The 17,819-nt window shown below is 69.2% G+C and carries 14 protein-coding genes; 11 read left to right on the forward strand and 3 right to left on the reverse strand.

The features are described from left to right. The first annotated feature begins 87 nt into the window (after positions 1–87). The 3 genes from OC490_RS37095 to OC490_RS37105 all read left to right on the forward strand — a co-directional run bounded on the left by OC490_RS37095 (position 88) and on the right by OC490_RS37105 (position 5,081). Positions 88–2,982: a vitamin B12-dependent ribonucleotide reductase gene (locus OC490_RS37095; RefSeq protein WP_262062441.1), complete on the forward strand. Its 2,895-nt coding sequence runs from the start codon at positions 88–90 to the stop codon at positions 2,980–2,982. Positions 2,983–3,178: 196 nt separating this feature from the next. After that, complete coding sequence (locus tag OC490_RS37100; RefSeq protein WP_262062442.1) at positions 3,179–4,297, forward strand: hypothetical protein; 1,119 nt, start codon at positions 3,179–3,181, stop codon at positions 4,295–4,297. A gap of 91 nt (positions 4,298–4,388) precedes the next feature. Beyond that, positions 4,389–5,081 (forward strand): DUF6215 domain-containing protein, encoded by a 693-nt coding sequence (locus tag OC490_RS37105; RefSeq protein ID WP_262062443.1) that lies wholly within the window; start codon positions 4,389–4,391, stop codon positions 5,079–5,081. Between the two features lie 21 nt (positions 5,082–5,102). On the opposite strand, the gene OC490_RS37110 is transcribed toward OC490_RS37105, so the two are convergent. Continuing rightward, entirely contained in the window at positions 5,103–5,636 is a 534-nt protein-coding gene (locus OC490_RS37110; protein ID WP_262062444.1) for a TerD family protein, read from the reverse strand. A gap of 155 nt (positions 5,637–5,791) precedes the next feature. Between OC490_RS37110 and OC490_RS37115 the strand changes: the two genes are divergently transcribed. The 3 genes from OC490_RS37115 (at position 5,792) to OC490_RS37125 (ending at position 8,178) form a co-directional block, all read left to right on the forward strand. Further along, positions 5,792–6,397: a YdbC family protein gene (locus OC490_RS37115; protein ID WP_262062445.1), complete on the forward strand. Its 606-nt coding sequence runs from the start codon at positions 5,792–5,794 to the stop codon at positions 6,395–6,397. Positions 6,398–6,546: 149 nt separating this feature from the next. Then, positions 6,547–7,206 (forward strand): histidine phosphatase family protein, encoded by a 660-nt coding sequence (locus OC490_RS37120; RefSeq protein ID WP_026179190.1) that lies wholly within the window; start codon positions 6,547–6,549, stop codon positions 7,204–7,206. A gap of 12 nt (positions 7,207–7,218) precedes the next feature. After that, positions 7,219–8,178 carry an ADP-ribosylglycohydrolase family protein gene (locus tag OC490_RS37125; RefSeq protein ID WP_410099219.1) on the forward strand — a complete coding sequence of 320 codons (960 nt, stop codon included), beginning with the start codon at positions 7,219–7,221 and terminating at the stop codon, positions 8,176–8,178. A gap of 241 nt (positions 8,179–8,419) precedes the next feature. On the opposite strand, the gene OC490_RS37130 is transcribed toward OC490_RS37125, so the two are convergent. Continuing rightward, positions 8,420–9,967 carry an MFS transporter gene (locus OC490_RS37130; RefSeq protein WP_262062446.1) on the reverse strand — a complete coding sequence of 516 codons (1,548 nt, stop codon included), beginning with the start codon at positions 9,965–9,967 and terminating at the stop codon, positions 8,420–8,422. A gap of 188 nt (positions 9,968–10,155) precedes the next feature. Here OC490_RS37130 and OC490_RS37135 point away from each other — a divergent pair, with 188 nt between their 5' ends. The 3 genes from OC490_RS37135 to OC490_RS37145 all read left to right on the forward strand — a co-directional run bounded on the left by OC490_RS37135 (position 10,156) and on the right by OC490_RS37145 (position 12,273). Beyond that, positions 10,156–10,779 carry a TetR/AcrR family transcriptional regulator gene (locus tag OC490_RS37135; RefSeq protein ID WP_262062447.1) on the forward strand — a complete coding sequence of 208 codons (624 nt, stop codon included), beginning with the start codon at positions 10,156–10,158 and terminating at the stop codon, positions 10,777–10,779. Between the two features lie 82 nt (positions 10,780–10,861). Next, positions 10,862–11,563: a ribonuclease HII gene (locus OC490_RS37140; protein WP_262062448.1), complete on the forward strand. Its 702-nt coding sequence runs from the start codon at positions 10,862–10,864 to the stop codon at positions 11,561–11,563. A 68-nt stretch (positions 11,564–11,631) separates the two neighbouring features. Beyond that, the gene (locus tag OC490_RS37145) at positions 11,632–12,273 is read left to right on the forward strand and encodes a hypothetical protein (protein ID WP_262062449.1); all 642 of its coding nucleotides are present in this window, start codon (positions 11,632–11,634) and stop codon (positions 12,271–12,273) included. 335 nt (positions 12,274–12,608) lie between these two features. Here OC490_RS37145 and OC490_RS37150 read toward each other — a convergent pair whose 3' ends face one another. Beyond that, positions 12,609–13,244 (reverse strand): hypothetical protein, encoded by a 636-nt coding sequence (locus OC490_RS37150; protein WP_262062450.1) that lies wholly within the window; start codon positions 13,242–13,244, stop codon positions 12,609–12,611. A 393-nt stretch (positions 13,245–13,637) separates the two neighbouring features. On the opposite strand from OC490_RS37150, the gene OC490_RS37155 reads away from it, so the two are divergent. Then, a complete protein-coding gene (locus OC490_RS37155; protein WP_262062451.1) occupies positions 13,638–15,797 on the forward strand; it encodes a RecQ family ATP-dependent DNA helicase in 2,160 nt (719 codons plus the stop codon). Positions 15,798–15,965: 168 nt separating this feature from the next. Further along, on the forward strand, positions 15,966–17,468 hold the full coding sequence (locus OC490_RS37160; protein ID WP_262062452.1) for a DUF4192 domain-containing protein: 1,503 nt from the start codon (positions 15,966–15,968) through the stop codon (positions 17,466–17,468). Positions 17,469–17,819: the final 351 nt, after the last annotated feature.

Consider the following 17,819-nt stretch of genomic DNA (forward strand, 5'->3'; position numbering starts at 1 on the left):
GTGTGGGCTGCCACGACACCAGACAAACACTCTGCCACGGGAACATCGTGGCATTTCAGGGCGTTTTTGCCTGTACAGGGAGGCGGCATGACAGAGACGGCGAGCGGTCCGGCACGAGGTTCCCGCGCGAAGGGCACCAAGGTCACCAAGGGACTGCGCATCGAGCGTATTCACACCACCCCCGGCGTGCATCCGTACGACGAGGTGGAGTGGGAGCGTCGTGACGTCGTCATGACCAACTGGCGCGACGGCTCGGTCAATTTCGAGCAGCGTGGCGTCGAGTTCCCCGCCGAATGGGCGGTGAACGCGGTCAACATCGTCACCAGCAAGTACTTCCGCGGTGCCGTGGGCACCCCGCAGCGCGAGGTGAGCCTCAAGCAGCTCATCGACCGCATCGTGAAGACGTATCGGAAGGCCGGCGAGGACTACAAGTACTTCGCCTCGCCCGCCGACGCCGAGATCTTCGAGCACGAGCTGGCGTACGCCCTCCTGCACCAGGTCTTCAGCTTCAACAGCCCCGTGTGGTTCAACGTCGGGACTCCGCAGCCCCAGCAGGTCTCGGCCTGCTTCATCCTGGCCGTCGACGACTCCATGGAGTCGATCCTCGACTGGTACAAGGAAGAGGGCATGATCTTCAAGGGCGGTTCCGGCGCCGGCCTGAACCTGTCCCGCATCCGCTCCTCCAAGGAACTGCTCTCCTCCGGCGGCAACGCCTCGGGACCGGTCTCCTTCATGCGCGGCGCCGACGCCTCCGCGGGCACCATCAAGTCCGGCGGCGCCACCCGCCGCGCGGCCAAGATGGTCATCCTGGACGTCGACCACCCCGACATCGAGGACTTCATCCAGACCAAGGTCAAGGAAGAAGAGAAGATCCGCGCCCTGCGCGACGCGGGCTTCGACATGGACCTGGGCGGCGACGACATCACGTCGGTGCAGTACCAGAACGCCAACAACTCGGTCCGTGTGAACGACACGTTCATGAAGGCTGTGGAGAACGGCGACAAGTTCGGCCTGACGTCCCGCATGACCGGCGAGGTCATCGAGGAGGTCGACGCCAAGCAGCTCTTCCGCAAGATGGCCGAGGCCGCCTGGGCCTGCGCCGACCCGGGCATCCAGTACGACGACACCATCAACCAGTGGCACACGTGCCCGGAGTCCGGCCGTATTAACGGCTCGAACCCGTGCAGCGAGTACATGCACCTGGACAACACGTCCTGCAACCTCGCCTCGCTGAACCTGATGAAGTTCCTCAAGGACGACGGCAAGGGCCACCAGTCCTTCGAGGTCGAGCGCTTCGCCAAGGTCGTCGAGCTCGTCATCACCGCGATGGACATCTCCATCTGCTTCGCGGACTTCCCGACGCAGAAGATCGGCGAGAACACGCGCGCGTTCCGCCAGCTCGGCATCGGCTACGCCAACCTCGGCGCCCTGCTGATGGCGACCGGCCACGCGTACGACTCCGACGGCGGCCGTGCCCTCGCCGGTGCCATCACCTCCCTGATGACAGGCACGTCGTACAAGCGGTCCGCCGAACTCGCCGCGGTCGTCGGCCCCTACGACGGCTACGCCCGCAACGAGCAGCCGCACCTGCGCGTCATGAAGCAGCACGCCGACGCCAACGCCGTGGCCCCGCGTACGGACGACCTGGACACGCCCATCTGGGCCGCCGCCACGGAGGCCTGGCAGGACACCCTGCGCCTCGGCGAGAAGAACGGTTTCCGTAACGCGCAGGCGTCCGTCATTGCCCCGACCGGCACCATCGGTCTCGCGATGTCCTGCGACACCACCGGACTTGAGCCCGACCTCGCCCTGGTCAAGTTCAAGAAGCTGGTCGGCGGCGGCTCGATGCAGATCGTCAACGGCACCGTGCCGCAGGCCCTGCGCCGCCTGGGCTACCAGGAGGAGCAGATCGAGGCGGTCGTCGCCCACATCGCCGAGAACGGCAATGTGATCGACGCCCCGGGCCTCAAGACCGAGCACTACGAGGTGTTCGACTGCGCCATGGGCGAGCGTTCCATCTCCGCGATGGGCCACGTCCGCATGATGGCCGCCATCCAGCCCTGGATCTCCGGCGCGCTCTCCAAGACGGTCAACCTGCCGGAGACGGCGACTGTCGAGGACGTCGAGGAGGTCTACTTCGAGGCGTGGAAGATGGGCGTCAAGGCGCTCGCGATCTACCGCGACAACTGCAAGGTCGGCCAGCCCCTCTCCGCCAAGACCAAGGAGAAGGAGAAGGCCGAGGTCACCGCCAAGGCCGAGGACACCATCCGGACCGCGGTCGAGAAGGTCGTCGAGTACCGCCCCGTCCGCAAGCGCCTTCCCAAGGGCCGCCCGGGCATCACGACCTCCTTCACGGTCGGCGGCGCCGAGGGCTACATGACCGCCAACTCCTACCCGGACGACGGTCTCGGTGAGGTCTTCCTGAAGATGTCCAAGCAGGGCTCGACCCTCGCCGGCATGATGGACGCCTTCTCGATCGCCGTCTCCGTAGGCCTGCAGTACGGCGTCCCCCTGGAGACGTACGTCTCCAAGTTCACCAACATGCGCTTCGAGCCGGCCGGCATGACGGACGACCCGGACGTGCGGATGGCGCAGTCGATCGTCGACTATATCTTCCGCCGCCTGGCGCTCGACTTCCTCCCCTTCGAGACGCGCTCCGCACTCGGCATCCACTCCGCCGAGGAGCGCCAGCGTCACCTGGAGACCGGTTCGTACGAGCCGACGGAGGACGAGGTCGACGTAGAGGGCCTGGCCCAGTCGGCGCCGCTCGCCCAGGAGTTGAAGGCCGTGGCCCCGCCGAAGGCCGTGGTCGAGGCGGTTAAGCCCGCCCCGCAGCAGGCGCACACCAGCGCCGAACTGGTGGAGATGCAGCTGGGCATCCAGGCGGACGCCCCGCTCTGCTTCTCCTGCGGTACGAAGATGCAGCGGGCCGGTTCCTGCTACATCTGCGAGGGGTGCGGTTCGACCAGCGGTTGCAGCTGATCAAGGCAACTGCCTGAAGTGAATTAGCTGTTGCGGGCGGCGGAGTCGGGTTTGCGACTCCGCCGCCTTCGGCATGGGCGGCGCCTGTCCTGCGGTGCCTGACGCCTCGACTTGGCGCGTCGAGGGCTTGTTGTGGCCTCGGCCGCCGTGACATGCTCCTGGCCATGATCAAGAGAATCGAGTCCGCCGTCTCCCGATGAGCGAGACGACCGGGACAGCACCGCCCGGATCACCGACGACCCTGTACGAGCACGCGCTCCGGCTGCATCAACTGGCCCCGGAGAAGCCGCTACCACGCGACGGGGAACCCTATCCGGACGACGGGACGCACCGTCGCCGACGAGGCCCCGAGAGCCCTGAGGACCGGCACTCTGTCGGCAAGGACGCAGCACTCATCCTGAACGCGCATTTCGCCCGCTCCTCCGCCCGGCCCGATGAATTGGCCTACGCCTTCCACCACGTCCACATCCCGATTCACCAGACCGAGCACATCGCCGCTGCGGCCGAACGGGCGGACAGGGAACGCGTTCGTCGAACGGGCCGTTGGCTGGTCCGCCACGGGACCGATCAATGCTCGGTCACCGTTGGGCTCGCCCTGCTCGCGGCCGTGGGAACAGCCGACGACATCCCGCTGATTCAGACGATCGGGCTGCTCTCCAACCACTTCGGGCCGCTGGCGGCACACGCCTTCGAGACCCGGCCAGGAGGCGTCGAGGCCCTTCTCTGGCTCGCCGAGCGAGTCACCGGCTGGGGACGCGTCTACGTCGTCGAAGCCCTCTGCAGACTCGATGACCCGACCGCCCGGCCCTGGCTGCTCCGCCGAGCCTGCGACGGCGACGTTCTCAACGGGTACTTCGCCGGCAGAGTCGCCACAGTCACCAGACTCCATGAAGAGATCGCCGACCTCGGCACTGACACCGAGATGCTCGATCACATCGGTCGGCTGCTCCATCTCATGAGCGGCTGCGGGGGGATGGGACTCACCCTCGCTCGCTACCCTCATTCGGCAGCCGTTCTGGAAGCTCATGCCCGCCATGCCGGTTCGCTCGGTCCGACCGTCGAGCGCTACTTCACCATCGCGTCGCTCGTCCAGCACCTGACCACCAAGCCTCCCGAGGCCTCGGGGTGTACCGCTGCGCAGCGGGAAGCACTCCGGGCGACGTATCTGGACGTGCTCGACCGCGAGGCGTGGACCCGGATCGCACGCGCCGGATTCGCGGCGGACGACCGTCGGATGCGGTGGCTCGCCGACCACCGGGCGTCAGAGTTGAGGCTGCGCGCGTTCCCGGACCGAGAGCCTGGCGCCGAAGGATGACAAGCGTCAGGAATCCGGTTTCCCAGCAGAACGATCAGCAGTTAATCTCCCTCAGCGCGCATAGCGTGCGCACAGGGGAGGGTGGGGGGACATGGCCGACGATTTCGTCGAGCCCGAAAAGGGTATGCGGGCGGGGGCCCAGGCAGTCGCGGCGGTAGTGGTGGTCGGCGGCGTCGTGGGTGGTATGTGGGGACTTGGGGGAGTCCTGCCGAAGACGACACAGGACACCAAGCCGGCGATCTGCTCAGCGAGTACGGACAACACCCTGCCGGCGAAGTACGTCTCGCCGACAGCGCTCTGCACTGCGCTGAACCGCGCGGACCTTCCGGTGCTCCTGGGGACTCCGGACGAACACGCGGAGTCCGCCTCGGGCAGCGCGGGCTGGATGACGCTGGCCGGCGGCACCAAGATCGCCAGCCCCGAGGCGGACGTCGACCTGAGGACCTACTCCGTGCGGCTGTCGGCGTCCTACGACGACATTCCCGTCGCCCGGGCGGCCCGCTACGTGGACTCGACCTCGCAGGTGAAGAAGGTCCTGGGGCATCCGGCCGTCCTCTACTCCGACCGGACGGTCGCCATCAGCTTCAACCTAGGCGGCGGCGACGCGAGTACGGGCCCCGGAGGCATCGCCCGCAGCCTGCTGGTCTCCACGAGCGCCGAGGACGGCGGCGACTCCTTCGAGATATCCATCTGGCGCCAGGACGACGTGCCGCCCGACGACGAGGCGCTGTTCCGCATCGCCGAGGAGGTGCTGCCGACGATCCCGGGCTGGACCGCCGGCTGACGAGCTGCCCAGGGGCAGGGCTCAGGACTGCTGTGCCCTGCCCATCGTCCTGGTGAAGGTCGCCGGGTCGTCGTCGAAGCCCTGGATGCCGGGATGGAAGTCCCAGCTTCCTGACTCGTCCCGGGTGAACTCCCCGACCGTCGCCGCGGTCGCACCGAGGACGTCACCGAAGTCCTCCTCGGTGAGGACGGTGTACCCCTCGCGGATCCGCAGCTTCGGGTTGAGGACGTTGACGAACGTGCGGTGGGCGACCCGCTGCTGGATGACGACACCGACCACCACGCGCGCGTACCGGTCGGCGAGCCGGTCGAGCTCCAGCGTCATGACCTCGTCCCAGCCGAAGCCCTTGCCGTCCTTGCTGTCCCGGTTGAGATAGATGGTGCCGTCGGGGGACCGGCTGTCGAAGTGCACCGCGTACGCGGGAGTGCCGTAAAGATCGCTCGCCACATACGTGGTGGCAACGATGTCCAGATCGACAGGCGGTTGCCCGGTGGGACTCGGATCCCACTGGAGCCCGACTTCCGCCTTGCGGATCCCCTTGTTGAGGCCGTTCACCACAGTTCCCCTTCCCCGTGCGCCTCGATCGCGCGCCCCAACTGCCGGGCGATCAGCGTTCGTTGTCCATCGTGCCACGCGCGCGGGGGCGTATGCGCGGACGATCTCCGCCGGAGCGTGACCGGCGCCACGCTCCGTGGCCTTACGATGGCGCGGTGCTGGTCAAGTGGATTCGCTGCACCGTGATGGACCGCCGCGGCTTCGAGCGCGGGCAGCGAAAGTGGGCGGGGCTTCTGGGGGAGCCGGGATTTCGGGGACAGGGGGGAGGCTGGAGCAGAGCGCGGCCAGGAGTGGCACACATTTTCGCGTTCTGGGAAAGCCGTGCCTTCTACGACTCCTTCATGGCCCGATCCCACGACCGGCTGGCGTCGGCTCAGGCGGGCACCTTCAAGGACGCACAGGTCAAGCTGTTCGATCATCGCTTCGATGTGAAGACCGGCTTCGAACCGCGCTTCACCGACGCCGACCTGGTGCGGGTGGCCCTGTGCCGGGTCCACGAGGAGCGTGCCGAGCACTTCACGCTGATGCAGGAGAAGGTGTGGAACCCTGCGATGGCCGGCTCCCCCGGCATGCTCCGCGGGATGTTCGGCGAGGCACCTGGACACGAGTTCATGGTGCTCTCGATGTGGCACTCGCCCGCCGAACACGGCAAATACCGTACCGAGCGAGTGGAACGGCTCGCACTGAGGGCCCAGATCGAGGCGGATGTCGCGTCCCTCACGGGAGACATCGTGCAACTGGAACCGAGCTGGACGGTTTGAATTCCGGACTGACGGGACCGCCGTCACCGACGTCCCGGTGTGTGAATCGTGCGCCCCTATGTGGCCCATCGGGCAGAATTCGTGTGACCTACGCCGTATGGAGCCCGTACGAGTGCTCGATATGCCACCACTGGATCTAGGGTTTTGGCATGGCACGACCACGGCGCATCGTCCTTGTCCGGCACGGCGAGTCAACGGGCAATGTTGATGACACCGTCTACGAGCGTGAACCCGACCATGCCCTGGCGCTGACCGACCAGGGATGGCGTCAGGCTGAGGAGACCGGCAAGCGGCTGCGGGAGGTGTTCGGCCGCGAGCGCATCAGTGTGTACGTCTCCCCGTACCGCCGCACCCACGAGACCTTCCGGGCCTTCCACCTCGACCCCGACCTCGTCCGCGTACGCGAGGAGCCCCGGCTGCGCGAACAGGACTGGGGGAACTGGCAGGACCGGGACGACGTACGTCTCCAGAAGGCGTACCGGGACGCCTACGGGCACTTCTTCTACCGCTTCGCCCAGGGCGAGTCCGGCGCCGACGTCTACGACCGGGTCGGCGGCTTCCTGGAGAGCCTGTACCGCAGCTTCGAGGCCCCGGACCACCCGCCCAACGTGCTCCTCGTGACACACGGCCTGGCGATGCGACTCTTCTGCATGCGCTGGTTCCACTGGACGGTCGCCGAGTTCGAGTCGCTGTCCAATCCGGGGAACGCCGAGATGCGGATGCTCGTTCTGGGGGACGACGGCAGGTACGCGCTCGACCGGCCGTTCGACAGCTGGCGGGATCCGGAGCCGTACGGGATCAGTGGGTAGGGTGACGGACCGATGACTGTCGATTCCTCTACCAATTCTTCCGACCCTTCCAACCACTCCGACCCTTCTGGTTCTCCTGACTCTCCCGACGGGCGCCTGGGCCGCGCCCTGGCCAGCGTGCGCGGACTCGCCGTGGGGGACGCGCTGGGCTCTCAGTTCTTCGTGCCGGTGAACTACCCGCTCCTCAAGCGTCGTGAGCTGCCTCCGGCGCCCTGGCAGTGGACGGACGACACGGAGATGGCCTGCTCCGTGGTCGCGGTTCTCGCCGCCCACCATCGCGTCGACCAGGACGCCCTGGCCCACTCCTTCGCCGAGCACCACGACTTCGACCGCGGCTACGGCCCCGCCGTCAACCGGTTGCTGCGCCTGGTCCGCGAAGGCGGCGACTGGCGTGAACTGTCCGCCGCGCTCTTCAACGGACAGGGCTCGTGGGGCAACGGCGCGGCGATGCGGATCGCACCCCTGGGCGCCTGGTACGCGGACGACCCCGAGCAGGCGACCCACCAGGCCGAGATCTCGGCCTACCCCACGCACCAGCACCGTGAGGGCGTCGTCGGCGCCATGGCCGTCGCCGCGGCTGCCGCACTGGCCGCCGCCCCCAGCGGGCCGCCCAGCCCCGAGGCGCTCCTCGACGGCGTCATCGCCCTCGTCCCCAAGAGCGCGGTCGGCGCGGGACTGCGGCGCGCCCGCGACATGCTCGACTACGCCGATGCCGGCACCGTCGCCGCGGTACTGGGCTGCGGGCGTCGTACGACAGCGCACGACACGGTCCCCTTCGCGCTCTGGTCGGCCGCTCGCGGCCTCGGCGACTACGCGCGGGCGTTCTGGACCACCGCACAGGTCGGCGGGGACGTGGACACCACCTGCGCCATCGTGGGCGGCGTGCTCGCCGGCGGGAAGGCCGGGGCGCCACCCGTCGAGTGGGTGGAGCAGACGGAGGCGCTGCCGGGCTGGGCGCCGAAGGCCGTCTGACGCCTCCGATTTCCTGCCTGGCAACGCCACCCGCACGCGACGGAAACTCTCTGTGCCCGGTGGGAACTCTGCGTGACCGCCCGGCCGTTGTTCTGGCAGCTGCCGTGTGACACATGAGTCCACACAGGACGGACAGGACACGAGAGTTGCGGGGGTGATCATGAGGTTTTCGCCGATGTCGAAGCCGGTGCCGTTGCCTGTGCTGTTGCCGGTCGGTCGGGCCCTGGCCGGGCCCGACCGGTCAGCCGATTCCCGGACCCGCCGTGCCCGCGAGGGCGTCGAGGTCGCTCTTGCGGACCCTGATCACCAACCAGGCGGTGATCAGGGCGAGTACGGCCATCGCGGCGGCCGGGATGAAGGCCGTCGAGATGCCGTGCGCGAGCACCTCGTGCCCCCAATGCGCGGGCAGCTGGTGCGACTTGGCGAACTCCTGCTTCTGCTCGGCCGATCCATTGGCCAGGAACTTCGGCAGCTGCTTCTTCGCCTCGTCCCTGCTGGCCGAGCCGAACACCGTGGTCAGGATGGACAGACCGAGCGAACCGCCCACCTGCTGCATGGCGTTGAGCAACGCGGACGCGGCGCCCGCCTCGTGCGGAGCGACACCGGACACGGCGGTGATCGTCAGCGTCACGAAGTTCAGGCCCATGCCGAAGCCGAACACCAGCATGGGGCCGAGTACTCCGTCGACGTACGAACTGTCCGAGCTGATGAGGGTCTGCCAGGCCAGCCCGATCACCGCGAGGGCCGAGCCGACGAGCATGAACGGCCGTGGTCCGAACCGCGGCAGGAACTGCTGGGACAGTCCCGCTCCGGCCGCGATCACGACCGTCACCGGCAGGAAGGCGAGACCTGCCTGGATCGGGCTGTACCCCAGCACGTTCTGCACGAAGAGCACGATGTAGAAGAACATGCCGAACATCGCGGCGGCCAGGCTCAGCATGATCACGTACGTGCCCGAGCGGTTGCGGTCGGCGAACATCCTGAGCGGGGTGATCGGTTCCTTGGCCCGGGTTTCGATGATCACGAAGGCCAGCAGCAGGACGGCCGCCGCGCCGAAGGACCCGATGGTCAGGCTGTCGCGCCACCCCTTGTCCGCCGCGCGGATGAAGCCGTAGACGAGGGATGCCATGCCCGCCGTCGAGGTCAGCGCGCCCGCGATGTCGAACCGGCCGGTGTGCCGTTCGGACTCGTTGATGTACAGCGGTGCGAGTACGGCGATCAGCAGACCGATCGGCACGTTGACGAAGAGCACCCAGCGCCAGTCGAGCCACTCGGTGAGCATGCCGCCCGCGAGCAGGCCGATCGCGCCGCCGCCCGCCGAGACCGCGGCGAAGACACCGAACGCCCTGTTGCGTTCCGGCCCTTCGGGGAACGTGGTGGTGATGAGTGCCAGCGAGGTGGGCGACGCGATCGCGCCACCCACGCCCTGGAGGACGCGTGCGGCCAGCAACTGCCAGGGTTCCTGGGCGAGTCCGCCGAGCAGCGAGGCGAACGTGAAGAGCAGGATGCCGGTGATGAACACCCTGCGCCGGCCGAGGATGTCGCCGGCCCGGCCGCCGAGAAGCAGCAGGCCGCCGAAGGTGAGCGTGTAGGCGCTGACGACCCATGTGAGGTCGGTGGTGCTGAAGCTGAGCGCGGCTTGAATGTGCGGGAGAGCGATGTTCACAATCGTCGCGTCGAGTACCACCATGAGTTGGCAGGCCGCGATGACCGCGAGCGCGATGCCGGGATGTCCCTGCCGGCGGGCCGCTCCTGGTTTTGGCTTCTGGGTCAACTGAGAGGTTGTCACTATGGGTCCCCCACAAGTGTGTTAGTGAACGCCCGCGTTCACTGCCGCGTCAACGGTAGTGAGTCCCCGACAGTGAACGCAAGCGTTCACTTAACTCGCTCTCGTGTGACGCGTCCCCCCGTCGCTGCCGCGCGACGTGTCCCCAATCCCCGGAATTCCCCATTCCACTGCTCGCTGGAGAGACTCAGATGGTTACTTCGGGCTGGACGGCCGCCCCCGCTCAGGCGGCCTCCCTCCGCCGTCGCGGCGCCGTGCTCGAACGCGCAATCCTGGACGCCGCACTGGAACAACTCAGTACGGTCGGATGGAACGCCCTCACCATGGAGGGCGTCGCTGCAGGGGCCCAGACCGGCAAGGCCGCGGTCTACCGCCGCTGGTCCTCGAAGGAAGACCTCGTCGCGGACGCCTTGCAGGCCGGACTGCCGCGTCTGGAAGAGCTGCCCGACCTCGGCGATGTGCGTGCGGACCTGCTGGCGCTCTGCACGCGGGCGCGCGACGCGATGTTCTCCCGCCCCGGATCCGCCCTGCGCGCGGTGATTCACGAATGCGACATGGCGCAGGCGGAGCGCTTCCACGGCGTGATCGTCGAAGGGGTCGTGGAACCGACGCTCCGACTGATCCGCGACGCCGTCGACCGGGGAATCGAGCGAGGCCAGGTTCGCTCCGACGCATCCAACAGCTACGTCTTCGACGCGATCCCGGCGATGATGATGTACAGATCGAAGGTGTGCGGCAGTGAATGGAGCGACCAGGAGATCGAGGAGATGCTTGACCAGTTGATGCTTCCGTTGCTCCGGCCGAGCGGTGTGTGAAGCCGGACCGGGACGGTCTTGAGGGGGCCCGGGGAAGCCTGGGTGTCGCAGGGGGTGCCGGGCGGCGTACCCTGAGGTCGCCATGCCGTACGAACCACCAACTCACACCGTCGAGCGCTCACTCCGCGCCACGACCGGAGCCAAGGTCATTGCCGGCGTCGACGAGGTGGGGCGCGGCGCGTGGGCCGGCCCCGTCACCGTCTGCGCGGCGGTCACCGGACTGCGCCGACCCCCCGAAGGCCTCACCGACTCCAAGCTCATCGCGGTCAGGCGGCGTACCCAACTCGCCGAAGAACTCCGCAAGTGGGTTACGGCGTACGCCCTGGGGCACGCCTCCCCGGAGGAGATCGACGACCTGGGGATGACGGCCGCGCTGCGGCTCGCCGCGGTGCGTGCCCTTGAGGCCTTGCCGGTTCGTCCGGACGCGGTCATTCTCGACGGGAAGCACGATTACCTCGGGGCCCCTTGGCGGGTTCGTACGGTGATCAAGGGCGACCAGTCGTGCGTGGCGGTGGCCGCCGCTTCGGTGATCGCCAAGGTTCAGCGCGACAAAATGATGGCCGAACTGGGCATCGACCATGCAGACTTCGCTTTTGCGGCCAACGCCGGGTATCCGTCACCCGTGCACAAAGCCGCACTGGAGGAGCGGGGCCCCACCCCGCACCACCGGTTGTCGTGGGCGTATCTTGATGCGCTGCCCCAGTGGCGGCACCTCAAGAAGGCCCGCAGTTGGGCGGAGGGAAACGTTCCGGAGATCGAGGGGCAGCTCGGCTTCGACTTCTGACCGTTCCGCTCGCACTCATGTGCCACCCGCTGACGCGAGCCGCGCCAACGTTTGATAAAAATCAGCTCATGCCTCTCATTCCCGAGGAGCCTCAGATTCACGAGAGTGCCCAGGGTCCCAGCGCCACTCCGGCCAGCAGCCGCGTCGCTCCGACCCCCCGCCCTGTACCCGGCCCCCGCCCCGCGGCGCCGCCGCGTCCCGGTCGCCCCGGCCCTCTGCGGCCCACGGCGCCGGTGCAACGCACGCCGCGTGACGTGGCCGCTGTGAAGCCCGGACCTTCGGGTCCGGCCGCCCCCGCCGCCTCCGACACCGCTGTGGCGACCCCGCAGATCCAGCTCGTCCCGGCCTCGGCCGAGGGCGCGCTGGACGCCGCCGAGGAAGCCGTCGACCTGCTTCTGGAGTCGGGCCGTACCCCTGGTGACGTGCTGGTGATCACCACCGGCGAACCACACCCGTGGGCCGCCCATGAACTGTCCTTCGGTGAAGCGTCCTACTGGGCGCAGCACGACGCGCGCGACGACGTCTTCTACGCGGACGCCGCCGTCGCGGGCCGGGCGGCGTCCCGACCCGTCGTCGTGGTCGCCGTCAACGGAGGCCCCGACACCGTTGCCGCCACCGCGCTGCCTCTGGCCCTCGGCCGGGCCGGCACCCTGCTGATCGTCTGCGGCGACCCGCAGCAGATCAACTCGGTGCTGGGCGCGGGCGTCTGAGAGCCGCCTCCGGAACGTTCGGAAGGCTCTCAGAGGCCGACGGCGGCCAACTCGGGCGCCGTCGAGTGGCTCTGTGCACGGTGAGCGGTTCGCCGTGCCCGGAAGGCCGGGCGCGGTCGATGAAGGGTGCCTTCCGCAGGTGTTCCGTCCCGTGCGCGACGAAACCGGCCGGGAGACCTTATCCGGGGGCGGCCCTGCACCGTACGGACGCTCCAGTCCCGGGGCGGCCCGGCGTCGTACGGACTCTCCAGCGCAGGCCTCGTGCCGCAGTACGGACTCTCCAGTGGCGGTCTCGTGCCGCCGTACGGTCCGGGCGCGGAGCCCGGACCGGTGTTTCAGCGGGCCGCGGCGCGGCGCAGGACCTCCGAGGCGGCGCCGCCGGTGCGGGGCAGCAGAGGCGGTACCTCGGACATGGCGAAAGGTTCCGGCGCCGAGTCCGCGCTCGGGCGTCGGCCGCCACGCCCCTCACCGAGCACCTGCCAGCCGTCACGGGTCAGCGTGATGTACGCCCCGCAGCGCAGCCCGTGCAGCGTGCAGGCGTCACGCAGCCCCCACATCCACGCGCCGTCCTCCTCCGTCCAACGTGCGTCGCCCTCACGGCAGTAGAGCAGCACGGCGGTGCGCACCGGGGTGCGGCGACGCAGGTCGTGCGGGATGACCCGACGCAGCTGCGCGAGCAGCGCGTTGCGGAACATCCAGCCGTCGGCCGGGGCCGACCGGCGGACGAACGAGGCGCTCGCGAGCAGCCGTTCGTCCGGGTCGAGGACGGCCACGATCGCGGTCGCCGGTTTCGGGCGGTGCCGGGAGTGCAGCCCGCTGACGACCTCGCGGGGATTGCGCAGCAACGGGATTCCGGCGGCGGCCCACTCGGAGGGTTCGAGCATACGGGCCAGAGGGTTGGCGGAAGCGGCGGACAGGTCGGCTGACGTCGACGTGGATGCCGCGGAGGACGGAGCGAATCCGAAGGTCACGGTCCTCCCTTCGGCTACGCGCCCACACTGCGGGCGAGGTCGGATTCGGGGGAGCGCACACCGCGGCAGAGCCCTACCGGATCACGGACGAGCCGTGCGGGGAGCGGACTCCAATTCTTGCTGTCGAACTTGGATGCGGCAACGAGCAAATGGGGCCACAGCCCCTTATCTGATGGTCTGTGGCTTATATCCCTACCCAATGCGTCGTCCGACGACGCCTGGGACGATCGAGCACGACACTTTCGTACGCCATCGAGGTGCGGAAGGTCTAGAGGGAGCAGGTCGGCCCCGGTGCGCGGGGCGCCCGGGACGGGCGGTCAGGACGGCCGGAAGCGCCTCTTCACCGCGGCGGGGGATTGGGCCGTTGTCAGTGGTGTGAGGTTGCATGGGGGCATGAGCAACCAGGAGCTGCGTGCCGAAGCCGACGCCATCCTCGCCGAGCTGGTCGGTGATCCGAGCGGTACGGCGCGGCTGCGCGAGGACCAGTGGCAGGCGGTGGCGGCTCTCGTGGAGGAGCGCCGGCGCGCGCTGGTCGTGCAGCGCACCGGCTGGGGCAAGTCGGCGGTGTACTTCGTCGCCACCGCCCTGCTGCGCCGCCGCGGCTCCGGGCCCACAGTGATCATCTCGCCGCTGCTGGCCCTGATGCGCAACCAGGTCGAGTCGGCGGCACGGGCCGGCATCCGGGCGCACACCATCAACTCGGCCAACCCGGAGGAGTGGGACAACATCTACGGGGAGGTCGAAAAGGGCGAGACCGACGTTCTCCTCGTCAGCCCGGAGCGGCTCAACTCCGTGGATTTCCGGGACCAGGTGCTGCCCAGGCTCGCGGCCACGACCGGCCTGCTCGTGGTCGACGAGGCCCACTGCATCTCCGACTGGGGACACGACTTCCGCCCGGACTACCGCCGGTTGCGGGCGATGCTCGCCGAACTGCCCACAGGCGTACCGGTGTTGGCCACCACGGCGACCGCCAACGCGCGCGTGACCGCCGATGTGGCCGAGCAGCTGGGCACCGGAGCGGGCGAGGCCCTGGTACTGCGCGGCCCGCTGGAGAGGGAGAGCCTGCGGCTCGGGGTGGTCCAACTCCCGGACGCCGCGCACCGTCTGGCCTGGCTCGCCGAGCACCTGGACGAGCTGCCGGGCTCGGGAATCATCTACACCCTCACCGTGGCCGCCGCCGAGGAGGCCACCGCCTTCCTGCGGCAACGCGGCTTCAAGGTGGCCTCGTACACCGGGAAGACGGAGAACGCCGACCGGCTGCAGGCCGAGATCGACCTCCAGGAGAACCGGGTCAAGGCACTGGTCGCCACATCGGCCCTGGGCATGGGCTACGACAAGCCGGACCTGGGCTTCGTGGTCCACCTCGGCTCACCCTCCTCGCCGATCGCCTACTACCAGCAGGTGGGCCGTGCCGGGCGCGGTGTGGCGCATGCCGATGTGCTTCTCCTGCCGGGCAGGGAGGACGAGGCCATCTGGCGCTACTTCGCCGATACGGCCTTCCCGCCCGAGACACAGGTCCGCCAGACCCTCTCGGCCCTCGCCGACGCGGGACGGCCGCTGTCGGTGCCGGCCCTGGAGACAGCGGTGGATCTCCGGCGCAGCCGCCTGGAGACGATGCTGAAGGTTCTGGACGTCGACGGAGCGGTCAAGCGCGTGAAGGGCGGCTGGGCGGCCACGGGGGCCGAGTGGGTGTACGACGCCGAGCGGTACGCCTGGGTGGCCAAGCAGCGAGCGGCCGAACAGCAGGCCATGCGCGACTACGTGAGTACGTCCCAGTGCCGGATGGAGTTTCTGCGCCAACAGCTGGACGACGAAGGGGCGGTGCCCTGCGGCCGTTGCGACAACTGCGCGGGCGCCTGGATCGACTCCTCCGTCTCGACGGAGTCGCTGACAGGGGCGACGAAGGAACTGGACCGCCCGGGCACGGAGATCGAGCCGCGCCGGATGTGGCCGACCGGGATGGCCGCGCTGGGCGTCGACCTCAAGGGACGTATCCCGGCCAAGGACCAGTGCTCCACGGGACGTGCCCTTGGGCGCCTCTCGGACATCGGCTGGGGCAACCGACTGCGCCCACTGCTGGCCGAGAACGCACCGGACGGCCCGGTCCCCGACGACGTCCTGAAGGCGGCGGTGGCGGTCCTCGCCGACTGGGCGCGTTCTCCGGGGGGTTGGGCACCGAACGTCACCGACGCCGCCGCCCGTCCCGTGGGAGTCGTGGCCGTACCGTCCCTGGCTCGTCCGCAACTCGTCGGATCCCTCGCCCAGGGCATCGCGACCATCGGCCGCCTCCCTCTCCTCGGCACCCTGACGCACACCGGCCCGGACGGCGCGCACGCGGCCCGCCGCAGCAACTCCGCCCAACGTCTCAGGGCCCTGTCCGACGCCTTCAGCGTCTCCGAGGAACTGGCCGTCGCCCTGGCCGCCAATCCCGGCCCCGTCCTGCTCGTGGACGACTACACCGACTCCGGCTGGACCCTGGCGGTTGCCGCCCGCCTGCTTCGCCGGGCAGGGAGCGACCAGGTCCTTCCGCTGGTCCTTGCTGCGGCGGGCTGAGATTTCGTACCGGGATCCGTGTTGTCGGGCGACTGAGCATGCGATTCCGGTGCCGATGTCCCGGGCACCCAGGCCGATTTGACCGCACCGAACTCCATGTGACGTGCCCCTGACCGGACTTATCCACAGGCTCAAGCGGAATGGGGAGATTCGCGAGATCGTCAACGCATGACGAATCACAGCGAAACGACCGGATCCGCCGAAAACGGCGACATCGAGCCCACCGCGTACGACCGCCACGGCGCCGACCACCAGGTCACCCTGCGCACCCCGGCCGAACTCGCCGACGCCCTGCCCTACCTCCTCGGGTACCGCCCCGAGGACAGCATCGTCCTCGTCGCCCTGCACGATCGCGGCGGCCGGGGCCGGTTCGGCGGCCGAGCGCGGCTCGGCATTCCCGCCGGCGCGGACGACTGGGCGTCCGTGGCACGGCAGTTGGCCCACGGCCTGGTGACCGGCAGCGAGCGCAGGGGCACCCGGCCAGAGCAGATGATCGCCTACGTCTGCCAGGAACCGGCGCCCGGCGAGACGGGGCGTCAGGTCATGGAGCGTCTACGTCCGCTGGTGCAGAAGCTGCGCACCGAGTGCGGCCGGCTCGACGTGACGGTCATCGAGGCGCTCTGCATCTCGGACGGCCGCTTCTGGTCCTACTGCTGCCCGATCGAGGGCTGCTGCCCGGTCGACGGATCCCCGATGGGCCTGCCCGGCACCTCCGTGCTGGCCGCCGCGGCGACCTACGCGGGGCTCCAAGTGCGCGGCACACTGCGCGAGTTGCGCAGCAGGCTGCTGCCGTGGGAGACGGCTGCCGCGCTGGAGCAGGAAGCCGCCCTGGACGCCGCCGGTATGGCCCTGGTACCCCGAATTCTCGACGACGCCGAACGAGTGGACGTGGGGCAGGAGACGCTGGACCTCGCCCAGTTGATCCTGCGCCGGTTCGCCGAGGCACCACCCGTGACCGGCGCGCTCCACTCCGACCTGCGCGACGACGAACTGCTCGCCCACGACGAAGCGGCCACACTGATCCTCGGCCTTCAGGACCGTACGACCCGCGACCGCGCGGCCGAATGGATGGAAGGCGACGCGGCGGTTCCGGCCCTGCGCCTCTGGCGTGCACTGGCCCGCCGTTGCGTTGGGCCCTACGGCGAACACGCCGCGGCTCCGCTCACACTCGCGGGCTGGGTCGCCTGGTCGACCGGCGACGACCTGGAGGCCCGGGAGGCCCTGGCCATGGCCCTGGGCGCCGACTCCGACTACCTGTTCGCCCGCCTCCTGCACCAGGCCTGCAACGAGGGCCTGGACCCGGAGTCGATCCGTCGCTGCCTGCGCGCGGAACGGAAGGACCGTGCGGGGGTGGAGGCCGGTGGGGCCGGCGATGCGCAGGTCGCCGACGGTTCCGTACCGCAGGGCGCGAGCGGTCCCGGCGAGACCCCGGCACCGGTGGCATCGCCCACGGCTTCCCGCCGTCGGCGCCGTACGCGTACCGCCGACGGAGCCGAGGGCCGTCCGCGGTCCGCGGAATCGGACGGCTCCCGTCCTCGCACACCGGCGCAGGGCACCGCGCGTCCCGGCGGCACACGTGTACGCACCTCCGGGAAGAGCGGTTCGCGGCGCCATGACACCTGCTCGGAGCGGCCCCTGCCGGGGAGCAACGGCATTGAGGGGGACGGGTGATCAAGAGTTGGGGGAGTGGTGGTCAGTCACGCCGGTCAGGCGGACGGAGCGGTGTCTTCGGTCTGTTCGGGGTCGTGGTCCGCCGGGTCGTCGAGTTCAGGGCGATGACCCCATACGCGGTGAGTGCGGGCGGCGGCCGAGGCCGTGGAACCGGTGCCGCGCGGCTGTCTCCTCCGCTCCGCCGCCATTCGGTCGGCTTCCCGGGCCGTGGGCGTGACCAGGAGGAGCCCGGCTCCGTTCACCTGAGTGGCGGAACGCCTGATCGGGTCGTGTCGCCGTACAGCCCTTGTCCTCTCGGGACTCTCCATCCGGCGCCGAACACGTCCGAGGCGCACAGAGCGCAGAAGAAGC

The organism is Streptomyces sp. STR69 (genome assembly GCF_024519455.1).
GTDB lineage: Bacteria > Actinomycetota > Actinomycetes > Streptomycetales > Streptomycetaceae > Streptomyces.